The organism is Nonomuraea sp. NPDC004702, from assembly GCF_053601695.1.
The window spans coordinates 113,687-135,474 of sequence record NZ_JBSGCE010000013.1 but is presented as its reverse complement, the minus strand read 5'-3'; the positions used below and the strand labels follow the sequence as shown (position 1 = coordinate 135,474).

General features: G+C 72.0%; 22 protein-coding genes. 11 read left to right on the top strand and 11 right to left on the bottom strand.

Annotated features, from left to right (window positions below; genetic code table 11):
- Positions 1-23: 23 nt before the first annotated feature.
- Positions 24-152: a hypothetical protein gene (locus ACWEJ6_RS18780; RefSeq protein ID WP_452424942.1), complete on the top strand. Its 129-nt coding sequence runs from the start codon at positions 24-26 to the stop codon at positions 150-152.
- On the opposite strand, the gene ACWEJ6_RS18775 is transcribed toward ACWEJ6_RS18780, so the two are convergent.
- The 3 genes from ACWEJ6_RS18775 to ACWEJ6_RS18765 are packed head-to-tail and all read right to left on the bottom strand — an operon-like array spanning position 137 to position 3,904.
- Positions 137-1,624: an AMP-binding protein gene (locus ACWEJ6_RS18775; RefSeq protein WP_452424940.1), complete on the bottom strand. Its 1,488-nt coding sequence runs from the start codon at positions 1,622-1,624 to the stop codon at positions 137-139. The genes ACWEJ6_RS18780 and ACWEJ6_RS18775 overlap by 16 nt on opposite strands.
- Positions 1,625-1,626: 2 nt before the next feature.
- A complete protein-coding gene (locus ACWEJ6_RS18770; RefSeq protein ID WP_387681887.1) occupies positions 1,627-2,694 on the bottom strand; it encodes an LLM class flavin-dependent oxidoreductase in 1,068 nt (355 codons plus the stop codon).
- Between the two features lie 46 nt (positions 2,695-2,740).
- Positions 2,741-3,904, bottom strand: coding sequence for an MFS transporter (locus ACWEJ6_RS18765; RefSeq protein ID WP_452424938.1), 1,164 nt, complete (start codon positions 3,902-3,904; stop codon positions 2,741-2,743).
- Between the two features lie 73 nt (positions 3,905-3,977).
- On the opposite strand from ACWEJ6_RS18765, the gene ACWEJ6_RS18760 reads away from it, so the two are divergent.
- On the top strand, positions 3,978-4,979 hold the full coding sequence (locus tag ACWEJ6_RS18760) for an ROK family transcriptional regulator (RefSeq protein ID WP_364340389.1): 1,002 nt from the start codon (positions 3,978-3,980) through the stop codon (positions 4,977-4,979).
- Between the two features lie 34 nt (positions 4,980-5,013).
- Here the strand turns inward: ACWEJ6_RS18760 and ACWEJ6_RS18755 are convergent, their stop codons facing one another.
- Both ACWEJ6_RS18755 and ACWEJ6_RS18750 read right to left on the bottom strand, forming a co-directional pair.
- Positions 5,014-6,444 carry an ATP-binding protein gene (locus tag ACWEJ6_RS18755; protein WP_452424936.1) on the bottom strand — a complete coding sequence of 477 codons (1,431 nt, stop codon included), beginning with the start codon at positions 6,442-6,444 and terminating at the stop codon, positions 5,014-5,016.
- Entirely contained in the window at positions 6,441-8,090 is a 1,650-nt protein-coding gene (locus tag ACWEJ6_RS18750; RefSeq protein WP_352319969.1) for an FAD-dependent oxidoreductase, read from the bottom strand. The genes ACWEJ6_RS18755 and ACWEJ6_RS18750 overlap by 4 nt, the downstream gene beginning before the upstream one ends.
- Positions 8,091-8,174: 84 nt before the next feature.
- Between ACWEJ6_RS18750 and ACWEJ6_RS18745 the strand changes: the two genes are divergently transcribed.
- Positions 8,175-8,747 (top strand): TetR/AcrR family transcriptional regulator, encoded by a 573-nt coding sequence (locus ACWEJ6_RS18745; RefSeq protein WP_452424933.1) that lies wholly within the window; start codon positions 8,175-8,177, stop codon positions 8,745-8,747.
- Here ACWEJ6_RS18745 and ACWEJ6_RS18740 read toward each other — a convergent pair.
- Both ACWEJ6_RS18740 and ACWEJ6_RS18735 read right to left on the bottom strand, forming a co-directional pair.
- Positions 8,737-9,498, bottom strand: a complete 762-nt coding sequence (locus ACWEJ6_RS18740) for an SDR family oxidoreductase (RefSeq protein WP_452424931.1) — start codon at positions 9,496-9,498, stop codon at positions 8,737-8,739. The genes ACWEJ6_RS18745 and ACWEJ6_RS18740 overlap by 11 nt on opposite strands.
- 24 nt (positions 9,499-9,522) lie before the next feature.
- Entirely contained in the window at positions 9,523-10,377 is an 855-nt protein-coding gene (locus tag ACWEJ6_RS18735) for an RNA polymerase sigma-70 factor (RefSeq protein ID WP_387682124.1), read from the bottom strand.
- A 129-nt stretch (positions 10,378-10,506) separates the two neighbouring features.
- Between ACWEJ6_RS18735 and ACWEJ6_RS18730 the strand changes: the two genes are divergently transcribed.
- Both ACWEJ6_RS18730 and ACWEJ6_RS18725 read left to right on the top strand, forming a co-directional pair.
- Entirely contained in the window at positions 10,507-11,184 is a 678-nt protein-coding gene (locus ACWEJ6_RS18730) for a ThuA domain-containing protein (RefSeq protein ID WP_452424929.1), read from the top strand.
- Between the two features lie 51 nt (positions 11,185-11,235).
- Positions 11,236-12,123: a hypothetical protein gene (locus ACWEJ6_RS18725; RefSeq protein WP_397160978.1), complete on the top strand. Its 888-nt coding sequence runs from the start codon at positions 11,236-11,238 to the stop codon at positions 12,121-12,123.
- A 27-nt stretch (positions 12,124-12,150) separates the two neighbouring features.
- Here ACWEJ6_RS18725 and ACWEJ6_RS18720 read toward each other — a convergent pair whose 3' ends face one another.
- The gene (locus ACWEJ6_RS18720) at positions 12,151-12,780 is read right to left on the bottom strand and encodes a MerR family transcriptional regulator (protein ID WP_452424927.1); all 630 of its coding nucleotides are present in this window, start codon (positions 12,778-12,780) and stop codon (positions 12,151-12,153) included.
- Positions 12,781-12,795: 15 nt separating this feature from the next.
- Positions 12,796-13,644 carry a LysR family transcriptional regulator gene (locus ACWEJ6_RS18715; RefSeq protein ID WP_452424925.1) on the bottom strand — a complete coding sequence of 283 codons (849 nt, stop codon included), beginning with the start codon at positions 13,642-13,644 and terminating at the stop codon, positions 12,796-12,798.
- 257 nt (positions 13,645-13,901) lie between these two features.
- Here ACWEJ6_RS18715 and ACWEJ6_RS18710 point away from each other — a divergent pair, with 257 nt between their 5' ends.
- Positions 13,902-14,972 (top strand): thiolase C-terminal domain-containing protein, encoded by a 1,071-nt coding sequence (locus ACWEJ6_RS18710; RefSeq protein ID WP_452424923.1) that lies wholly within the window; start codon positions 13,902-13,904, stop codon positions 14,970-14,972.
- A 45-nt stretch (positions 14,973-15,017) separates the two neighbouring features.
- Here the strand turns inward: ACWEJ6_RS18710 and ACWEJ6_RS18705 are convergent, their stop codons facing one another.
- Positions 15,018-15,968 carry an N-acetylglucosamine kinase gene (locus tag ACWEJ6_RS18705; RefSeq protein ID WP_452424921.1) on the bottom strand — a complete coding sequence of 317 codons (951 nt, stop codon included), beginning with the start codon at positions 15,966-15,968 and terminating at the stop codon, positions 15,018-15,020.
- 79 nt (positions 15,969-16,047) lie between these two features.
- On the opposite strand from ACWEJ6_RS18705, the gene ACWEJ6_RS18700 reads away from it, so the two are divergent.
- From ACWEJ6_RS18700 to ACWEJ6_RS18680, 5 genes are read left to right on the top strand one after another with little or no spacing between them, the layout of a single operon-like run.
- Positions 16,048-16,917: a MurR/RpiR family transcriptional regulator gene (locus tag ACWEJ6_RS18700; protein WP_452424919.1), complete on the top strand. Its 870-nt coding sequence runs from the start codon at positions 16,048-16,050 to the stop codon at positions 16,915-16,917.
- A 1-nt stretch (position 16,918) separates the two neighbouring features.
- A complete protein-coding gene (locus tag ACWEJ6_RS18695) occupies positions 16,919-17,653 on the top strand; it encodes an SIS domain-containing protein (protein WP_352363078.1) in 735 nt (244 codons plus the stop codon).
- A gap of 17 nt (positions 17,654-17,670) precedes the next feature.
- Complete coding sequence (ngcE, locus tag ACWEJ6_RS18690) at positions 17,671-19,083, top strand: N-acetylglucosamine/diacetylchitobiose ABC transporter substrate-binding protein (RefSeq protein ID WP_452424916.1); 1,413 nt, start codon at positions 17,671-17,673, stop codon at positions 19,081-19,083.
- Positions 19,083-19,994 (top strand): carbohydrate ABC transporter permease, encoded by a 912-nt coding sequence (locus ACWEJ6_RS18685; RefSeq protein WP_352319946.1) that lies wholly within the window; start codon positions 19,083-19,085, stop codon positions 19,992-19,994. Before ngcE ends, ACWEJ6_RS18685 begins: the two co-directional genes overlap by 1 nt.
- Positions 19,995-20,912, top strand: a complete 918-nt coding sequence (locus ACWEJ6_RS18680; RefSeq protein WP_352363084.1) for a carbohydrate ABC transporter permease — start codon at positions 19,995-19,997, stop codon at positions 20,910-20,912. It begins immediately after the preceding gene.
- A gap of 404 nt (positions 20,913-21,316) precedes the next feature.
- On the opposite strand, the gene ACWEJ6_RS18675 is transcribed toward ACWEJ6_RS18680, so the two are convergent.
- Positions 21,317-21,784 (bottom strand): NUDIX hydrolase, encoded by a 468-nt coding sequence (locus tag ACWEJ6_RS18675; protein ID WP_452424913.1) that lies wholly within the window; start codon positions 21,782-21,784, stop codon positions 21,317-21,319.
- Between the last annotated feature and the right edge of the window lie 4 nt (positions 21,785-21,788).

Here is a 21,788-nt window from a genome sequence, read left to right as displayed (position 1 = left end):
GTGATGGTGGCCCTGCGGTTCGAATGGGCCGGAACCCGGCCATGGACGGCGCCACCGAGCTGGACAAGGCGCTCGCCCACCTGGAGGCCGGGCTTCCGGTGCGGCCCGGCATGCACCGGGCGGCCGGGCTCGGGGGTCAGGCGCCCGGGTAGTTGCCGCCGCCGTACGCGGCGTCGAGGGCGTCGTAGTCGGGGGTGAAACCCTGCTTGGGGATGGCGTCGGCGAACACCACCTCCCGCGGCCTCTTGTACGCCGCCAGCTCACCCCTGACGTGCGCGACCAGGTCCTCCTGCGAGGCGGCGGCGTCCGGCTTCAGCACGACCACGGCCTTGACCGCCTGGTGCCAGCGCGGGTCGGGCACGCCGATCACGGCGGCGTCGGCGACGGCCGGGTGGGTCCTGAGCGCGCGCTCGACCTCGGCCGGGTAGATGTTCTCGGCGCCCGACTTGATCATCCGGAGCCGGGGGCCGATGAAGGTGATGGTGCCGTCGGGTTCGCGGCGGCCGAGGTCGCCGGTGTGATGCCAGCCGTACCGCGACTTCTCTGCATTTAAGTCGGGTCGGGCGAAATATCCGGAAAAGAGGGTCTTGCCCCTCGCGCAGATCTCGCCCACCTCGCCCGCCGGCACCTCCACGCCCTCCGGATCCAGGATGCGCACCTGGACCAGCGGCGACGGCCGTCCCGCGAACCCCGCGCCGCCCTCGGCCAGCCCGAGGAAGGTGAGCATGCCGCCCACCTCCGTCTGCCCGTACCCGCCCATCTTCGAGCGGCACCAGGGCGAGTCGTCCACGGTGATCATGTCGTCCCACTCGGCGGAGTGGGCGACGAAGCGCAGCGAGGACAGGTCGTACTTGCCGCCCGCGTTCGCCGCCGCGACCGCGTCGATCATCGGCCCGAACAGGAACGCCTGCGTCACCCGCTCGGCGTCGACCAGCCGGCAGACCTCCTCGGCGTCGAAGGCGGGCGTGAACACGTTCGTGCCGCCGATCTGGAGGGTGGCCAGGCAGAACATCATCGTCCCGACGTGGAAGAGCGGCCCGTCGTTGAGGAAGGTGAACCCCGGCTCCATCTGCCGTACGACGAGCAGCGTGGCGCTGTGGGCCACCAGGGCGGCGCTGCTGAGCAGGGCGGCGGCCGGCCGGCCCCCGAAGGCGGCGGTGTACAGGGCGAGCACCGGCTCGGCGTCGTCCACCTGCGGGAACTCGCGCGGCGAGCCCCCGGCGACCAGCTCCTCGTACGCCTCGCCCGCGCGCACCCACGTCGCCTCGTCCGCCAGCTCGGCGGCGGTGTCGGAGTGCTCCCAGACGACGACCCGCGGCGCCAGGTCGGCCAGGACGAACCGCAGCTCGTCCCCCGACTGCCGCCAGTTGGCCGGGCAGAGCACCGCGCCCAGGCGGGAGCAGGCCAGCAGCAGCTCCAGCACGGCGTGCGAGTTCTGGCCGAGCCACATCACCCGGTCGCCGGCGGCCACGCCGCGCCCGGCCAGGGCGTCGGCCAGCCGCGTCACGCGGGCGTCCAGCTCGGGGTAGGTGAGCCGCACGTCCCCGTCCACCACGGCGGTGACCCGGGGGCGGCTGCGGGCGTGGTCGGCCAGGACATCGGACAGGGTGAGGCTGTGGATCATCGTCATCCTCCTGCGGGGGCGAAGGCCGGCATGACCTCGGCGGCGAAGAAGCGCATGACCCGCTTCATGTCCTCCAGCGGCATGGGCCTGGTGCTGCCGAAGTCGCACAGGAGGTTGCTGAAGCCGGCGTCCCTGAGCAGCGAGATCTGCTCGATCACCCGGGCGGGGTCGCCGATGACCTCAAGCTGCTCCCAGCGGAAGTCCGGCGAGACCGAGCCGCCCTTGAGGTAGCGGTCCTGGTAGTACTCGAAGCCCTCGGCGGCCTTGCCGGTCCTCGGGTCGATGGGCGCGCTGCGCTCGTTGAAGATGCGCGAGCGGTCGAAGGACGCCTCGAACCTGGCCTGGTCCTCGCGGGCCTGCTCCAGCGTGGGGGCGACATAGACGCTGCGGGCCACCACCAGGTCGGCGCCCGCCGGGTGGCCGGCCCGCGCGGCCGTCTCCCGCCAGGTCTCGGCCGCCTTGACGACCTTGCGGAACGTCGCCGCGGGGTCGGCCAGGACGGGCAGGCCGCGCTCGGCGTACATGGTGACGGTCTCGGGGGAGACCGCGGCCACGTGCAGCGGCGGGTGCGGCGACTGCAGCGGACGCGGTACGAGCGAGACCTCGGCGCCGGTCCGGTAGAACTTCCCCTCGTGCCGGTACGACTCCCGCGTCCACAGCCCGAGGATCACCTCCAGCGCCTCGTTGAACCGGTCGCGCGCCTCGGCCAGGTCGATCCCGAAGCCCTCGAACTCGAAGCTCTGGTACCCCCGCCCGATCCCCAGGTCGAGCCGCCCGCCGGAGAGCACGTCCACCTGCGCGGCCTCCTCGGCCACGTGGACGGGGTTGTGCAGCGGCAGCACCACGATGCCGGTGCCGAGCCGGAGCCGGGAGGTGCGGGCGGCGGCGTGGGCCAGCATGGTGAACAGGTTGGGGGCCACGCCGTAGTCGCGGAAGTGGTGCTCGGCCAGCCGCACCCCGTCGAAGCCCAGCTCCTCGGCCAGCTCGATGAGCTCCAGATGGTAGTCGTAGACGTCCTTGAAGCTCTGGCCGTCGAAGCGGTGGAAGAGGTGGAAGGTCGAGAACTTCATGCGGCGGCCTCTCCGTATGTAAACCAAGCGCTCGCTTGGGAGCGTATCACGCCGGCTGCCGCTCCAGGACCACCTCCCGGGCCGCCTCGCGTGGCCGCAGCACCGGCGCGAGCAGCGTGAGCGCCACCAGGATCCCCGTGATCAGCGCGAACGCCGCCGGGTACGACACGCCGTCGGCCACCCATCCCGTCACCGCCGGCGCGGTCAGCCCCGACAGGTACGTGATCGTCGCGACCCCGGCGACCCCTTCGCCCGGCGTGGGTCCCGCGTTCCCCGCCGCCGCGAACACCAGCGGCACGATGACCGCGACCCCCAGCCCGACCAGCGCGAACCCGACGATCCCCAGCACGGGCGTGCGGGCCAGGACCACCAGCACGCCGCCCGCGACCGCGACGATCCCGCCCGTCCGGACCGCCCGCACCGGGCCGGTCAGGCGCACCACGCGGTCGCCCAGCAGCCGGGCGCCGGCCATGCAGAGCATGAAGATCGTGTAACCCGCGGCGGCCACGCCGGGCCCGGCGTCGGCGACGTTGGTGAGGTAGACCGCGGCCCAGTTGGAGCTGGCGCCCTCGGCGAACGTCCCGCAGAAGCCGACCACGCCGATGGCCGCGATGGCCCGCGAGGGCAGGGCGAAGCGGCGCGGCGCGGGCCCGGCGGCGGCCCGCGGCCCGTCGGGCAGCAGCCCGCGCCCGGCGATCCCGCCCGCGACCACCAGGACGGCGGCGACGACCCCCAGGTGCAGGCGGGCGTCGATGCCGGCGTGCGCGGCCAGGGTGCCGAGGCCGCCCGCGGCCAGGCTGCCGACGGCCCACATGCCGTGCAGGCCGGAGATGACCGGCTTCTTCAGATGCCGTTCGAGCGTGACGCCGTGGGCGTTCATGACGACGTCGCACATGCCCGCCGACGCGCCGTACAGCAGGAAGATGACGAACAGCCAGACGGGGGCGGGGGCGAAGGCGGGCAGGGCCAGTCCGCCGCACCACAGCGCGAGCAGCGCGCGCGTGGTGGCGCGGCTGCCGAACCGGTGGGCCAGGCGACTGGCCAGCGGCATCGCCGCGAAGGCCCCGATCGAGGGGCAGAGCAGCGCGAACCCGAGCATCGCCGCGCTCAGGTGCACGTGCTCCTGGAGCCACGGGATGCGGGTGGCGAAACTGCCGGCGACGGCTCCGTGTGCGGCGAAGACGGCCGCGATGGCGCGATGAGGGCTCATGGCCAGAAAACTATCAGGCAACCTTCCTGATGGAAAGAGCTATCAGGGAGGCTTCCTGACTATTATGGGCGGCGTGAAGACCGCGACCCCGTCCATGGCCCGTGCGATCAACGACCGGCTCGCCCTCGACCTGCTGCTGGAGCACGGTCCGCTGACCGCTCCGCAGCTTCGTGAGCTGACCGGCCTGTCCCGGCCCACCGTCTCCGACCTGATCGAACGGCTCAAGGGCGGCGGCCTCATCGAGGAGGCCGGCGAGCGCGGCGAGGACCGTCGCGGTCCCAACGCCCGCCTCTACGCGCTGGTCGCCGGCCGGGCCCACGTCGCCGGGGTCGACCTGCGCCGCACGGCGATCAAGGTCACGGTCGCCGACCTCACCGGCCACGTCGTCGGCTCGGCCGTCCGCGAGATCTCCGGCGACCTGGTCGCCCTCGTCGCGGCCACGGTCGCCGAGGCCGCCGGGGGCCGCGCGCTCGACAACGTGGTCATCGGCGCCCCCGGCCTGGTCAAACCCATGGACGGCGAGCTGGCGGTGGCCAACGACGTGCCCGGGTGGCGGCCCGGCCTGGTGGGCGCCGTGCGCGAGCGGCTGGGCGTGCCCGTCGTCCTGGAGAACGAGGTGAACCTCGCCGCGGTCGCCGAGCTGCGCACCGGCGCCGCCCAGGGCAGCGACGACTTCGTGCTGCTCTGGCTGGACGACGGCATCGGCGCCGCGGTCGTGCTCGGCGGGCGGGTGCGGCGCGGCGCGTCAGGGGGCGCGGGGGAGGTCGGCTTCCTCGACGTGGAGGGCACGCCGTTGTGCATCCTGCTCCAGAACACGACCCGGCCCGAGGAGCTGGCGCGCCGGGTGGCCAAGGGCGCCTTCGCCTTCGTCACCCTGCTCGACCCCGGCCTGGTGGTGCTCGGCGGGGCCACCGGCCAGGACGGCGGCGACGAGCTGGCCGGGCAGGTCGCCGCCCGGCTGGGCGAGCTGTCGCCCGCGCCCACCGAGGTCAGGGCCACCCGGGTCGGGGGCAATGCGGTGCTGGAGGGCGCCGTGCTGACCGCCCTCGACACGGCGCGGGACAACGTCTGGTGACCCGCGCCGGAAGGCCCGCCTCAGCCGGTCCGGCTCACTGGACGGCGGCGGGCTCGCGCAGCGGCAGGCGCACCTCGAACCAGGTCTCGCCCGGCACCGAGCGCACCTTGATCTCGCCGCCGTGCCGCCCGGCCACGATGCGGTAGGAGATGTCCAGGCCGAGCCCGGTGCCCTCGCCCACGCTCTTGGTGGTGAAGAACGGCTCGAAGATCCGGTCCTTGATCGCATCCGGCACGCCGGGGCCGGTGTCGCCGATCTCGACGATCGCCTCGTCCTCGTCGTGGGCCGTGCGGACGGTCAGCGTGCCCTCCTCGCCCATGGCGTCGAGCGCGTTGTGGATCAGGTTCGTCCACACCTGGTTGAGCTCGCCCGCGTAGCAGGGGATGAGCGGCAGCGTGCGGTCGTAGTCGGTGACCACGCTGACGCCCGGCGGGGTCTTGCCGCGGAAGATGGCGATCGTGCTGTCGAGCAGGTCGTGCACGTCGATCATCTGGAACGGCGCCCGGTCCATCTGCGAGTACTGCTTGGCCGAGCGGATCAGCGAGGTGATGCGCTCGGTGGCCTCGGTGACCTCGTTCAGCATCTGGGAGATCTCGACGGCCTCGGCCAGCCAGTGGAGGGCGGCCGGGGTGTGCTCCTCGCCCACCTTGCCGCGGATCTTCTGCAGGTACTCGGCGGTGAAACCGGCGTTGACCAGCGCGGGAGCCAGCTCCCACGCGTCCTCGACGCCGACGTCCTCCAGCGCCTCGCCCAGCTCGTCCTCGGCGTCGGAGATCTCCAGCGGGGAGCGTTGCGGCTGGTTGCCCAGGTTGCTCGTGCACGCCTCCTGGGCCTCGATCAGCGTGCGCAGCTTCTCCGGCGGGATGCCGGCCTCGGCGAGCTGGGCGAGCTGGATGCGGGACGCCTTGATCAGCGAACGCAGCTCGCTCACCGCGCGCACGGCCGCCGCCGCCGGGTTGTTCAGCTCGTGCGTGAGCCCGGCCGTGATCGTGCCGAGCGCGGTCAGCCGCTGCCGCCGGTCGATGATCTCCCGCTGCATGCGCCCGCCCGACATCATGCCGTCGAGCAGGTGCATCGCCATCGGGAACCACTCGGCCACGATGTAGGCGAACTTCTTGGCGGGCAGCAGGAAGATCCGCGAGGGCGCGGTCGCGCGCAGCGTGTGCTGGTAGGTCTCCGGAGCCCGGTCGCCCAGGTACGCCGAGGTCGCGCCGCCGTACACGCCTGGCTGGGAGGCGCGCGGCATGGCGACGGTGCCGGCGCTGACCGTCTCGTTGATCAGCTGCACCTCGCCCTCCAGCAGTACGGCGAAGCACTCGGCCGGCTCGCCCTGCCGGACGACGTCCTCGTCCTGGGCGTACGAGCGCACCCGGCCGCTGGCGGCCAGCTTGCCGAGCTGCTCGTCGGTCAGCCGCTCGAACAGGAAGAGCTTGCGCAGTTCGTCGATGTCGACGGTGTCGGTCATTGCTTCTCCAGATAACGATGCACCAGCGCGACGGCCATCGCGCCCTCACCGACGGCGGAGGCCACCCTCTTGATCGACTCGGCCCGCACGTCCCCCGCGGCGAACACGCCCGGCACGTTGGTCTCCAGGTAGTAGGGCTCGCGGCGCAGCGCCCAGTTGCGCGGCCGCCTGCCGCCCTGCACCAGGTCGGGCCCGGTCAGCACGAACCCCTTGGCGTCCCGCTCGATCGTCTCGCCCAGCCACGACGTGTACGGCTCGGCCCCGATGAACACGAACAGGTACTGGGCGTCGACCGTGCGCTCCTCGCCCTTGGTCGACAGCGTGAGCCGTTCGAGGTGGTCGTCACCGGCGCCGGCGACGACCTCGGTCAGGAGGCTGACCTCGATGTTGTCGATCGCGTTGATCTGCTCGATGAGGTAGTGGGACATGGACTTCTCCAAACCATCACTCCTCACCAACAAATGGACCTTGCGCGCGAATCCCGCCAGGTAGACGGCCGCCTGCCCCGCCGAATTGGCCGCGCCGACGATGTAGACCTCGTTGTCCTTGCACGCCGGCGCCTCGGTCAGCGCGGCGCCGTAGAAGACGCCCCGGCCGACGAACTCGTCCAGGCCGGGCGCCTCCAGCCGCCGGTAGGTGACGCCGGTGGCCAGGATGACCGCGTGGGCGGCGATCTCCCCGCCGTCCTTGAAGCCGATCACCCGGGCCTGCCCGCGCGGCTCCAGATGGGTGACCTTGCGCGCGCTCAGCAGCTCGGCCCCGAACTTCAGCGCCTGCCGGCGCGCCCGGTCGGCGAGCTGCTGCCCGGACACGCCGTCGGGGAAGCCCAGGTAGTTCTCGATCCTGGAGCTCTGGCCCGCCTGGCCGCCCGAGGCGTGCGCCTCGACCAGCACCGTGTTCAGGCCCTCCGAGGCGCCGTAGACCGCCGCGCCGAGGCCCGCGGGCCCGCCGCCGACCACGATCAGGTCGTAGAAGTCGGTGGCCGGCGTGGTGGACAGCCCGACCGCGGTGGCCAGCGTGGCCTGGTCGGGGGACTCCAGCGTGGTGCCGTCCTCGGTGACCACCAGCGGCAGGTGACAACCCTCGCCCGCCGCCTTGACGAGCTGCGCGCCCTCGGGGTCCTCGGCCAGCATCCACTGGTAGGGCACGTGGTTGCGGGCCAGGAAGTCCCGCACCTGGTACGAGCGCGCCGACCAGCGGTCGCCCACCACGCGCAGCTCGGGACGCGCCGTCCGGTCGGTCCGCATCCAGGCGTCGAGCTGGCCGTCGATCACCGGGTAGAACTTCTCCTCCGGCGGGTCCCACGGCTTGAGCAGGTAATGGTCGAGGTCGACCACGTTGATCGCCTGGATCGCGGCGTCGGTGTCGGCATAGGCGGTCAGCAACACCCGGCGCGCGTACGGGTACATGTCCATGGCGGCTTCCAGGAACTGCACGCCGTTCATCTGCGGCATCCGGTAGTCGGCCAGGATCGCCGCCACCTCGTCGCCGCGCAGCCGCATCTCCTTGACCGCCTCGATGCCGTCGTGGGCCGCCTCGGCGCGGACAATCCTGTACTCATGGCCGTACCGGCGCCTGAGGTCACGAGCCACCGCCCGCGACACCCCCGGGTCGTCGTCGACCGTCACGATGACCGGCTTGTCCATTCCCCTACCTTCTCCCCAATGGTCCCTAAGGGAAGGATGTCATGCACGCGTGGGTTGGTGAGCACTCGCTCATATCATGGGCGGATGAGCACCCGTGAGCGCATCCTCGACGCCGCCGAGCAGGCCATTCGGGAGTTCGGCATCTCGGGCGCGACCACGCGGCGCATCGCCCAGGCGGCCGGCTGCTCAGAGGCGCTGCTCTACAAGCACTTCGCCGGCAAGGAGCAGATCTTCCTCGCGGTCCTGCTCGAACGGCTGCCCGCGCTCGCCCCCGCGCTGGCCCGGCTGCGCATGAGCACGGGCGAGGGCGACCTGGCCGACAACCTCACCCGCTTCACCCTGGCGGCGCTGGAGTTCTACACCGAGGCCGCCACCATCGCCTCCGGCATGCTGGCCGACCCCTCGCTGCTGGCCCGGTTCAAGCACATGCTGGCCACCACCAACACCGGCCCCCACCTGCCGATCAGGGCGCTGGCCGAGATCCTCGACGCCGAGCGGGCCGCGGGCCGCGCCGACCCCGGCCTCGACCCCGCCGCGGCGGCCGCCCTGCTGATGGGCGCCTGCTTCCACCGGGCCAACCTGTCCTACTTCGTCGACCCGGCCGACAAGGACGAGGAGTGGGCGGCCGGCGTCGTCGCCGCGTTGCTCAGGCGATGACCCGGCTGGCGCCGCCGTCGACCAGCATCGAGACGCCGTTCACGTACGAGGCCCGCTCGCTGGCCAGGAACGCGATCACGTCCCCCACCTCCTCGGCCTGACCGACCCGCCCGACCGGCACGGCCCGGCCGCGCTCCTCGACCACGTCGTCGCCGCCCGACATGCCGCGCAGCCGTTCGGTGTCGATCGCCCCCGGCAGCACGTTGTTGACCAGCACGCCGTCGCCGCCCACCTCGCGGGCCAGCGTGCGCACGAGCCCGGCGACGGCCGGCCGCATGGCGTTGGACAGCGCCAGCCCGTCGATCGCCTCGCGGACGGACGAGCTGGTGACGGTGACGATCCGGCCCCACCCCCGCGACCGCATCTCCGGCAGCACCGCCTGGATCAGCCGGACGGTGCCGAGCAGGTTGCGCTGCACCGCGACGTCCCAGTCCTTGAGGCCGACCTCGTCGGAGCGGCCGGTGGGCGGGCCACCCGCGTTGGCCACCAGGATGTCGACCGGGCCGAGCACGTCGCGCGTCTCGTCGGCCACCCGCTGAGCCGCCGCCGGGTCCTCCACGTCGGCCAGCACGGCGTGCACCACGTGGCCGAACTGCTGGAGCTCCACCACCGCGTCCGCGAGCCGTTCGGGGTTGCGCGAGCTGACGCACACGTCGCAGCCCTCGCGCGCGAGGCTCTTGGCGGCGGCCAGGCCGATGCCCGCGCTGCCGCCGGTGACCAGGGCGACCTTGCCCGAGATGCCGAGATCCATAAGCCGACTATAGTGACGGGCCGATCAGTCCGGCCGCACCCGGGTCAGCTTGTCCGGGTTGAGCACGCCGTAAAGCCCCTGGATACGGCCGTCGCGCACGTCGAGGGCGATGAGCTGGTCGCTTCCTGCCACGTGCGTCCACAGGGCGGGGCGGCCGTTGGCCTCGACGAGGCGCGCCTGGCTGAAGTCGTAGCGGGCCAGCAGGCCGCCGATGAAGCCGCTGACCTTGCGCCGGCCCAGGATCGGGCGCAGGGCGGCCCGGACCTTGCCGCCGCCGTCGTTCCACATGACGACGTCCTCGTGCAGCAGCTCGGTCAGCGCGTCGAGGTCGCCGCCGCCGGCCGCTTCCATGAACTTCGTCAGCAGCCTGGCGTGGTCCTCGTTCGTCGGCGTGAACCGGTCGCGGCCCTGCGACACCCGGACCGAGGCGCGGTGGTGCATCTGCCGGGCGTTGGCCACCGACGAGCCGACGATCTCGGCGATCTCGTCGTACGGCAGCTCGAACGCCTCCCGCAGCACGAACACCGCCCGCTCCGGCGGCGAGAGCTTCTCCATCAGGTGCAGGGTCGCGAAGGAGACGGTGTCACGCAGCTCGGCCGTGTCCAGCGGCCCGGCCTCGCCCGTCGCGACCGGCTCGGGCAGCCACGGCCCGGTGTACGCCTCCCGCCGCACCCGGGCCGAGCGCAGCTGGTCGAGGGCCAGCCGCGAGACCACGGTCAGCAGGAACGCGCGGGGCTCCCTGATCTGGCTCCGGTCGGCGCCCTCCCACCGCAGCCAGGCCTCCTGCACGACGTCCTCGGCGTCCCACATGCTGCCGAGCAGGCGGTAGGCCAGGCCCAGCAACATGGGGCGGTATTCCTCGAAGTCCACGTCCGGCATCATGCCCTGTCGCCCGGCCGGGCGGCTCGGTGGGGGCCGGTGGCGGCACTGTGGGGCGGCACTGTGGGACAGCTCTGTGGGGCGGCTCTGTGGGTGGCCAAGGCGGGCCGGGCGTGATGGGCTGGGGGCGTGGCGAGAAATCTGATCCTGTCAGGAGGGCTCTTCCACGACTTCGCCGCCACGTCGGCCGCGCTCGCCGACGTGCTGGGCGAGGTGGGCGTCGAGTCCGAGATCACCGAGGACATCGCGGGCGCGCTGAGCGAGCCGCCGGAGGTGCAGCTCATCACGGTCAACGCGCTGCGCTGGCAGATGGGCCAGGACCGCTTCGCCGACCTGCGCGGCGAATGGCGCTTCGCGCTGCCCGCCCAGGCCCGCACCACGCTCCTCGACCACCTCGACCGGGGCGGCGGCCTGCTGTGCATGCACACGGCCGCGGTCTGCTTCGACGACTGGCAGGGCTGGCCGCGGGTGCTCGGCGGCAGCTGGAACTGGCCCAAGTCCCACCATCCGCCCCTGGGCTGGACCGGCGTGCGGGTGCACGGCGCCGCCCACCCCATCGTGGCCGGCCTGCGCGACTTCGACCTGGTCGACGAGGTCTACAGCGACCTCGACGTGCTGCCGGACGTGCGCCCCCTGGCCTCCGCGCACGGCCAGCCGCTGGTGTGGGCTCGTCCGGTGCGCCGCGGCCGGGTGGTCTACGACGCGCTGGGGCACGACACCAGGTCCTACGACAACGAGGTCCACCGGGCCCTGCTCCAGCGGGCCGCGTCGTGGCTGCTGAAACGGCCGGTGGACGACACCGGCTGACACGTCCGGTTCGGACAAGACCCGAGCTCGCGCGGCGGGCACGATGGCCGTATGAACGTCAATCTCTCGGCGGTCGCCGGGTTCCTGGCCACGCACGCGCGGGTCCTGGACCGGCGCCGCTTCCACTTGCTCATGGAGGAGACCGGCCCGGCCTCCGTGCTCGGCGCCCTCGACGCCTACCGCAACCCCGACGGCGGCTACGGCTGGGGCCTGGAGCCCGACCTGCGCTCGCCGGAGAGCCAGCCGGGCGCGGCGCTGCACGCCTTCGAGGTGTTCGAGGAGATCGGCCCCGACACCGCGCCGCAGGCCGTCGCGCTGTGCGACTGGCTGGAGTCGGTGACGATGCCCGACGGCGGGCTGCCGTTCGCGCTGCCGCTCACCCTGGCCGAGGGCACCGCGCCCTGGTGGGCGGGCGCGGACACGAGCACCTCGTCGTTGCAGATCACGGCCGTGTCCGCGGCGGCGGCCCACGGCGTGGCCGCCCACGACCCGGCCGTGGCCGCGCACCCGTGGCTGGAGCGGGCCACCCGATACTGCCTCGACGCGATCCAGGCGCTGGACGAACGGCCGCACGCCTACGTGCTCTCCTTCGCCGTGCGCTTCCTGGACGCCGTCCACGGGACGCGGCCCGAGGCGGCCGGGCTGCTCAAGCGGCTGGCCGCGCACATCCCGGAGGACGGGCGGGTGCCCGTGGAGGGCGGCACCGCGGAGGAGCGGCTGCACCCCCTCGACTTCGCCCCCTACCCCGGACGGCCGGCGCGCGAGCTGTTCGCGCCCGAGGTGATCGCCGCCGACCTCGACCGGCTGGCCGGGACGCAGCAGGAGGACGGCGGCTGGGTCGTGGACTACGCGCGGATCTCGCCCGCCGGCGCGCTCGAATGGCGGGGCGCGGCCACCGTGCGGGCCGTCGAGATCCTGCGCCGCAACGGCGTGCTCTGACCGGCCCTGACCGGCTCCCGCCGGCCCCTACCGCTGGCGCTGCCCCACCCGGCGGGCCGACTCCGACTCCTGGGCCATGCGGCGCAGCGTGTCGAACGCCTTGCCGTACAGGACGGTGCCCAGCACCAGGGCCTCCACGGCGGCGTCGCGCGGCCCGTCGAAGGGGATGGTGTCCATCTCGACCTCGGTCACCAGCTTCCTGGCGGCCTCGACGTACGGCGCCAGGTCGACGCGCAGGCCGAGCTGGCGCATGCGGACCATCGTCTGCGCCAGCTCGTCGCGGGTGGGGGCGTCCTCGACGACGTTCCAGCCGAGCTCGTCGATCAGCCGGTCGACCTCGGCCCTGGCGGTTCGCCACTCCTCGTCCTGCTCGGGCTCGACGACCGGGCCGAGCGCGTAGTGCGCGATCCCCAGCATGTGGTGGATGGGCAGCGTCTCGTCGTCGACGGCGGCGATGACCTGCTTGATGGCGGCCACGGGGAGCCTGCCCACCTCCAGCAGGGCCCGGATCAGGCGCAGCCTGCGCAGGTGGGACTCGTCGTACTCCGCGCGGGTCGCGGAGGTCTGCTCGCCCTGGTGCAGCATGCCCTCACGCAGGTAGTACTTGATCGTGGGGATGGCGACACCGGATCGGGCGCTCAGTTCTGAGATGCGCATCGATAGATAATAGCGCTATCCAGAGCGGGCGACGTGGCGGGCCGCGCTCACCACCTCGTGGACGTCGGCCTGCCGGTTCCACAGGAAGACCGCCTCCAGCGGTGGCACCTCCTCCTTGATGGGCACGAAGGTGAGCGCGTCGGGCACCGCGCTGCCCTCGTGGACGCACAGGCTGTAGCCGGCCCCCGCGCCCACCATGTCGATCACCAGGTCATGGGTGGCGGCGGCCGGGCCCAGCCGGGGATGCAGCCGATGCCGGACGAACCCCTCCAGGAACCGCCGGGCCCCGGCGACCGCGTCCGACTCGGGCATGATCAGCGGCTCGCCGGCCAGGTCCGCCAGCGACAGCGCCTCCTGCCCGGCCAGGGGGTGGTCGCGGGGGAGCAGCGCGCGGACCGGGAAGCGGTGGACGAGCATCCGGGCCACGCCCCTCGGCAGCGAGCCGGGGGCGTAGCCGAGGCCGGCCTGCAACGTGCCGTCGGCGATGGAGACCAACTGCTCGGCCGTGCTCATCGGCGCGATCCGCACCGGCACGTTCTGGAGCTGCGCGAGCAGCCGGGCGGCCACGTCGGCCAGCCCGTCGGCCACGCCCAGCCGGGCGGTGCGGCCCGTGCCGCGCGCGGCGGCCACGGCCCGTTCGTAGGCGTCGAGCGCCACTGTGGCCTGGGCCAGGAACGCCTCGCCCGCCTCGGTGAGCCGCACGCCGCTGGACGAACGGCTGAACAGCTCGACGCCTATCTCCTTCTCCAGCGCCCTGAGCTGCTCCGACAGCGTGGGCTGCGCGATGTGCAGCGCGGTCGCGGCGCGGCGGAGGCTGCCGGCGCGCGCGATCGCCATCGCGTATCTGACGTAGCGCAGATCCATCTCTCACCTCGGGGTGATGATGATGGGCTATCGGCTGATCACATCTCCGTATTACAAGACGGGGCAGCCCGCGTGAAGACATCCAGTCACGGCTTGTGCCTTCCCGCTGCTCAGGATCTCGCCCAACCTGGCGGCGACGGCCTTCGGACGCGGGACGCCGCCGTTGTGGCCGCCCGGAAACTCCGCGTACGGCGCCTCTGGCGCCTCGGTCGTCCGCGTGCCGAGCAAGCGCTTGTATTGGCGTGTTATCGTGCGGGATGCAGTCCTTCGCCGGGTGCGCGGCCGTGGCCGGGATCGGGATGACCGCGCTGACCCGGCAGTCCGGGCGCACCGAGCTGGAGCTGGCCGCCGAGGCGTGCCGGGCCGCCTGCGCGGACGCCGGGATCGTCCCCGGCGAGGTCGACGGGCTGCTCAGCTACCACATGAACGACTCAGCGCCGGTCGTCCAGGTGGCCCGCGCGCTGGGGATCGAGCGGCTGCGCTGGCACAACGACATCGCCGGCGGCGGGACACAGGCCGCCTCCGTGCTGGGGGACGCGGCCATGCTGATCCACGCCGGCGTGGCCAGGAACGTCCTGGTCTTCCGGGCGCTCAACGGGCGGTCCGGCACGCGGATGAACACCGCCTCCACCGGCCCCCTGGAACGCCACACCTACGGCCTGGCGGGGCCGATCCCGCTGTTCGCCATGGCCGCGACCCGCTACCTGCACGACACCGGGCTCACCGCCGAGCACCTGCACGCCGTGGTCGCCCAGTCCAGGCGCAACGCCGCCGGCAATCCGCGCGCCCTGCGCCGCGAGCCCCTTGACCTGGCCGCCTACCTGGCCAAACCGTATGCCTGCACGCCGCTGCGCACCGCCGACTGCTGCCTGGAGACCGACGGCGCGTGCGCGCTGCTGGTGAGCGGCGTCCTGGACGGCCCGCGCATCCGGGCGGTCGTCCGCGGCGGCGGGCCCGGCTGCTCCTCCATGGACCGCTCGCCGGACGTGACGGCCGTCTTCTCCGCGCACGTCGCGCCGCTGTTGTGGGCGGCCTCCGGGATGCGGCCCGCGGACGTCCGGGCGGCGCTGCTCTACGACGCCTACTCCTGGCTGGTGCCCCGGCAACTGGAGGACTTCGGGCTGGTGGCGCGGGAGGACCTGGGGGCGTACCTGCTGGAGCGGCGGCACGCGTGGGTGAACCCGCACGGCGGCCTGCTGTCGGAGGGGTACGTGCACGGGCTCAACAACGTGGCCCAGGCGGTGCGGGAACTGCGCGCCGGGCGCGAGACCGCCCTGGTGACCGGGTTCGGCGGCAGCTACGGCAGCGCGGCCCTCCTCACCCGGTGAACGTCAGAGAGTGAACGTCAGGGAGTGAACCTCAGAAAGTGAACGTCAGGGAGTGAGCGTGAACGCGGCGTGCGAGCTCCGGCCGTCGTCGCCGGGCAGCACGCCGCGGGCCGCCAGCCAGGCCGCCGCGCCCGCCGCGTCGCGCGCCGTGCGCACCCGCTCGCCGGACAGCCGCGCCAGCACGGCCCGGCGCACCGGCCCCTCGCTGGTCAGCACGCTGCCCGCGAGCACGACGTCGCCCGAGACGTGCACCCTGCGCAGGGTGGCCACCAGACGGTCGGCGGCCTCCTCGGCGACCTTGAGCGCCATCGGGTCACCGGCCTCGGCCGCCCGGCTGACCAGGGCGGACAGCGCGGCCAGGCGCATGTGGTCGGCCTGCGCGAGCCGGACGAACCGGTCGGCGACCGCCCGCGGCGACCCCGGACGCTCCTCGCCCAGGACATGCTCGACGACGAGCGCGACCAGGCTGCCCGGCGCGCCCGTCGCACCCCGGTCGAGGGCGGAGACGACGGCCTTGGCGGCGGCACGGCCGATCCAGAAGCCCGAGCCCTCGTCGCCCAGCAGCCAGCCGAGCCCGTCGGCGATCGTGTCGATGCGGTGGCCGGCGACCCTGGCCGCGACCGCGCCCGTGCCCGACAGCAGCAGCGAGCCGTCGGGCTCGGCGGTGCCGGCGGCGTAGGCCACCGCCACGTCGCGCTCGATCAGCGGGCCCGCCTCGATGCCGTGGCCGGCCCACACCCGGGTCAGCTCGGGGACCAGCGTGTCGACCTGGCCGGCGACCCCGGCCAGCGAGGCCACGACCCGGCCGCCGTCGTGCGACCCCAGCGCCTGCCCGAGCGCGGTGCCGATGGCCGCCACCGCCTTGTCCAGACCGTGTGCCGAGGGGTTGCCGGCGCCTGCCCGCGCGTAGCCGACCCGGGTGCCGTCGAGGGTGTGGACGGAGACGCGCGTCGAGGTGGCTCCCGCGTCGACACCGACCACCAGCGATTTGGTCACGGTCGAATTCTGGGGGTTGACGTGACCGGGAAGCAAGAATAATTTTCGCCAGAAGACCGAGTATTCGGAAGGAATATTCGTGACTTCAGGAGCCCTCGGGCGCGTCGAAACAGAACTGCCCGGTCTGCCGGAGGCGTTGCGCCGGGTCGGCGAGGTGATCCTCGGTGACCCCGCCGAGGCCGCGCGGTCGACCATCATCGCGCTGGCCGAACGGGCGGGCAGCTCGCCCGCCACCGTGACGAGGTTCTGCCGGGCGTTCGGCTTCTCCGGCTACGCCGAACTGCGGGTCGCCCTCGCCACGGAGACCGGCAGGGCCGCGCAGGCCGGCTGGGGCGCGGGGGTCGGGCACGAGATCGGCCCCGACGACCCGCTCGACTCGGCCATCGAGGTGATGGCCGCGGCCGACGCCAGGCTCATCCAGGACACCGCCGCCCAACTCGACCTCGCGACGGTCGCCCAGGTCGCCGACGCCGTCGTCAGGGCCCGCAGGGTGCTGCTGATCGGCGTCTCCACCAGCGGGAACGTCGCCACCATGCTCGAAGGCAGGCTGCGCCGCATCGGCATCCCGTGCTGGAGCGCCGGCGACGCGCACGTGGCGCTGTCGGAGGCGGCGCTGCTCGGCGCGGACGACGTCGCCATCGGCATCAGCCACCGGGGCCGCACCCGCGAGGTCATGGAGGCGCTGGCCGAGGCGGGCAGCCACGGCGCGACCACGGTCGCCGTCACCTCCTTCGCCCGCTCGCCGCTGGCCGAGCTGGCCGGCCTGGTGCTGACGACGGCCAGCAGGGAGACCACGTTCCGGCTGGGCGGGCTGGCGGCCGTGCACTCGCAGATCTTCGTGCTCGACGCCGTCTACGTGGCGGTCGCGCAGCGCACGTACGAGCGCACCAACGAGGCGTTCGAGCTGACGATCAGCGCGGTGGAGAGCCACCGCGTGGAGAGAGGCTGACATGCGGTACGCGTCCAAGGCCCTCGCCCTCGCCGGACAGGTCGCCGAGAGCCAGGCGGAGCCGGTGCGCCGGGCCGCCGCCCTGATCGTCGCCGCGCTGCGCGCCGGCGGGGTGGTCAACGCGTTCGGGTCGGGGCACTCCGAGGCCATCGCCATGGAGATCGCCGGACGGGCCGGCGGCCTGGTGCCCAGCAACCGCCTCTCCCCGCGCGACCTCGTCCTGTACGGCGGCCGGCCGCCGAGCGTGCTCACTCCGGAGCTGGAACGCGACCCGGCCGTCGCCCACGAGATCTACGACCTGGCCCCCGTCGCGCCGCAGGACGTGTTCGTCCTGGTCTCCAGCTCCGGCGTGAACGGCACGGTCGTGGAGCTGGCCACCCTGGTCAAGGAGCGCGGCCACCCGCTCGTCGCGATCACCTCGGTCGCGCACAGCACGCGCATGACCTCGCGCCATCCCTCGGGCGGCAAGCTCATGGACCTGGCCGACGTCGTGCTCGACAACGGCTCCCCGTACGGGGACGCCGTCCTCGACCTGCCGGACGGCGGCACGTACGGCGCGGTCTCCACGATCACCTCGGCGCTGCTCGCGCAGATGGTGGTCACCGAGGCGGTGGAGGAGCTCGTCGCCCTGGGCGAGCGGCCCCCCGTCTACCTGTCGGTCAACGTGACCGGCGGCGACGAGCACAACAAGGCCCTGGAGAGCCGGTACGCAGGGCGAATACGACGAGGATCATGAACAGCTAGGAGCCATCAATGCCTGACACCCCCCATATCAGCCGTCGTGAACTCCTGCGCGGCGCGGCTCTCGTCCCCGTCGCGGGGGCGCTGGCCGCCTGTGCCACCCCGGCCGCCAAGCCCACGGCCACCGCCTCGTCCGCGCCGGTGGCGACCAGCGCGGCCAACCCGTTCGGCGTCGCGGACGGCAAGCCGCTGGAGGTGTGGATCTTCGACGGCGGCTTCGGCCAGGACTACGCCAAGAACATCCACGAGCCCCTGTTCAAGACGAAATATCCGAAGAGCGAGATCAAGCACAACGCCACCAAGGAGATCACCAAGGTCCTCCAGCCGCGGTTCGCCGGCGGCAACCCGCCGGAGGTGATCGACAACTCCGGCGCGAACTTCATGGACTTCGGCGCCCTGTCCCAGGACGGCCAGCTCCAGGACCTCACCCCCCTGCTCGACGCGCCGAGCTGGGACGACCCCGCCGTCAAGGTCAGGGACACCATCGACCAGTCGGTCATCGACATCGGCACCTACGACGGCAAGTTCAGCGTGCTGGGTTACGTGAACTACATCCACGGCATCTGGTACTCACAGAAGGTGTTCAGGGACAACGGCTGGGAGATCCCCAAGACCTGGGACGAGTTCGTCAAGCTCTGCGAGACGATCAAGAAGTCCGGCAAGATGGCGCCCTTCACGTACGCCGGCAAGTTCCCCCAGTACCTGTACGAGCCGCTGCTGACCATGGCCGCCAAGATCGGCGGCAACGAGGTGCTGGTCAACATCGACAACCTGGAGGACGGCGCCTGGACCACCGAGGCCATGAAGACCGCCGCCACGGCCTGGGCCGAGGTGGGCGCCAAGTACCTCATGGAGGGCACGACCGGCCTCGACCACGTGCAGACCCAGACGGCCCAGAACAAGTACAAGGTGGCCATGCTGCCGTCCGGGTCGTGGCTGGAGAACGAGCAGAAGAGCACCACCCCGCCCGACTTCGAGTACGGCATGTTCCCGATCCCCGACGTCACCGGCTCCGACAAGATGCCGTACGGCACCCTGCACACCCAGCCCGGCGAGAACTTCATGGTCGCGGCCAGGAGCGCCAACCCGCAGGGCGGCATCGAGTACCTGCGCGGCATGTTGTCGAAGAAGGCGGCCGGCGACTTCAGCGAGATGGTCAAGACGGTGACCGCGGTCAAGGGCGCGACCGAGGGCCGGACGATCTCGCCCGGCGTCACCAGCGCCTCCAAGGCCGTCGCCGACGCAGGCGCCAACACCGTCTACTACCGCTGGTACACCTGGTACGGCCAGCTCAAGGACGAGGGCATCGCCGCCACCGGCGAGCTGATGTCCGGCGGCCTGACGCCGGAGAAGTACCTGGAGCGCATGCAGAAGAAGGCCGACGAGATCAAGAACGACTCCTCGATCAAGAAGTACAAGCGCTGATGTTGTTCAACAGGTATCGCCGCGGGCTGTTCATCACCGCGTTCCTGGCAGCCCCGGTGATCCTCTATCTCGCCTACGTCATCTCGCCGCTGATCCAGGCGTTCCGCATCGCGATGACCGACTGGCGCGGCGTGACGGCCACGCCGGACTTCATCGGGCTGGACAACTTCGTCCGGCTGTTCAAGGACGGCGTCTTCTGGAAGGCCGTCAGCCACAACGCCATGCTGCTCGTGCTGCTGCCGCTGCTCACGATCGTCATCGCGCTGTTCTTCGCCTTCCTGCTCAACGTGGGCGGGCGCAAGGGCTCCTCGGGCATCGCGGGCTCGAAGTTCTACCGGGTGGTGTTCTTCTTCCCGCAGGTCCTGGCCGTGGCCGTGGTGGGCGTGCTGTTCCAGCAGGTGTTCCGGCCCGACGGCAGCGGCATGCTGAACGGGCCGCTGATCGCACTCGGCGCCAAGCCGGTCGGCTTCCTGTCCGACCCCGGCGTGGCCTTCTGGTCGGTGCTCGGCGTGCTGGTCTGGCAGGCGGTCGGCTTCTACGTCGTGCTGTTCTCGGCCGGGCTGGCCTCCATCCCGCGCGACATGTTCGAGGCGGCGCAGATCGACGGCGCGGGCCGGTTCAGCCTGTTCTTCCGCATCACGCTGCCGCTGCTGTGGGACACGATCCAGGTGGCCTGGGTCTACCTCGGGATCCTGGCGCTCGACGCGTTCGCGATCGTGTGGGTGATGACCGACCAGCACGGCGGCCCCGACTGGTCGACCACCGTCATGGCCGCCGAGATCTACCGCAACGCCTTCCAGTACTTCCGCTTCGGCTACGCCTCGGCCCTCGGCGTCATGATGTTCTTCTTCACCGTCGGCTTCGCCATCCTCTCGCTGCGCCTGTCACGCCGCGAACGAATCGAGTACTAGATGACAACGACGACCACGTGGACGGTGGCGAACTCCCGCAAACTGGCCCGTCAGGAGCGCCGGCGGCGGCTCGGGCCGATGGCCGTGCTCTCCCACGTCGCGCTCCTGGTGTGGACGGTGCTCGTCGTGGTGCCGATCCTGTGGACCTTCCTGGCCTCGGTGAAGAGCGAGGACGAGATCTTCGGCGAGGCGTGGGGGCTGCCGGCCAAGCTCAACTGGGACAACTTCGCCCGCGCCTGGGAACAGGCGCACATCGGGCAGTACATGCTCAACAGCGTCATCGTCGTCACCTTCAGCGTGGCCGGGACGATGCTGCTCGGCTCGATGGCCGCGTACGTGCTGGCCCGGTACCCCTTCCGCGCCAACCGGCCGATCTACTTCCTGTTCGTGTCCGGGCTGGCCTTCCCGGTGTACCTGAAGCTGACGCCGCTGTTCTTCGTCGTGCAGAACATGGGGGCGGTGCCGCTGGTGGGGCCGTACATCGGGTTGAACACGCATGCGGGGCTGGTGCTGGTCTACATCGCCTACTCGATGCCGTTCACGGTGTTCTTCCTGACCGCGTTCTTCCGTACGCTGCCCACGGCGGTGGGGGAGGCGGCGATGGTGGACGGCGCCTCGCACACCCGCGTGTTCTTCCAGATCATGTTGCCGATGGCCAGGCCCGGCATCATCAGCATCACGATCTTCAACGTGCTCGGGCAGTGGAACCAGTACCAGCTGCCGCTGGTGTTGCTCCAGGACCGGGACAAATGGGTGCTTACGCAGGGGATCGCTGACATCTCCACGTCCGCGGGGTACGACCAGGACTGGTCGGCGCTGTTCGCCGCGCTGACGCTGGCGATCCTGCCGATGCTGGTGGTCTACACGGTGTTCCAGCGCCAGATCCAGTCCGGCCTGACCTCGGGAGCCCTCAAATAGGGGACGTCGCCTCTGGGCTCAGTGGGCTTCGCTGGGGGCGCTTCGCGCCTGGGGACTCAGGCGCTCTTTCTTGGGGCGCCTGGCGGCGCAACGCCCGCGCCTACCGGCGCCCGTGGTTTGCCCCCGTGACTGGTTACCGGGTTGGCCGGGGGCTTCGCCTCTGGGCTCGGTGGGCTTCGCTGGGGGCGCTTCGCGCTTGAAGACTCAGGCGGTCTTTCTTGGGGCGCCTGGCGGCGCAACCCCCGCGCCTACCGGCGCCCATGGCCGGCCCCCGCGACCGGCTACCGGTTCCGCCTGGGGCCATCTCGGGAGGCCCGCACATTCGGCATGGTGCAGCCGTCGACAGGCGCGAACCTCGTTCCGTTCGCAGGGGACATCGTCCATCTGCGACAACGGAATCCTGATCAATCGACGTGCGGATACGTCTGCCGCAGATAGTCGTTGAGCTGTCGCCACTGGGTCGGATGGATGTCGAGCGCGTGCAGCTCGCCGGGCTCGACCCAGCGCACGTCGCTCGCCTCGTCGTTGGCCTCCGGACGGCCGCCGACCGGGCGGGCGATCAGCATCACCTCGTACTCCTGGCGGACCTCGCCGTCGGTGTAGGCCACGATGTGGCCGGGGTCGGAGTAGACGCCGAGGAGACCGGTGGGCTCGACGCGGACGCCGGTCTCCTCCTCCGTCTCCCGTATGGCGCACTGTGAAGGGGTCTCGCCGATCTCCATCTTGCCCATCGGCAACGCCCACTGACCGGTGTCGCGCCGGCGCTGCATGAGGATGCGGCCGGCGTCGTCCACGGTCACCGTCCCGCAGGCCGGCACCAGGCTGTTGGCCTTGGGGGCGTCCGGGTCGTTCCAGTACTCGACTCGTCCCATGGGG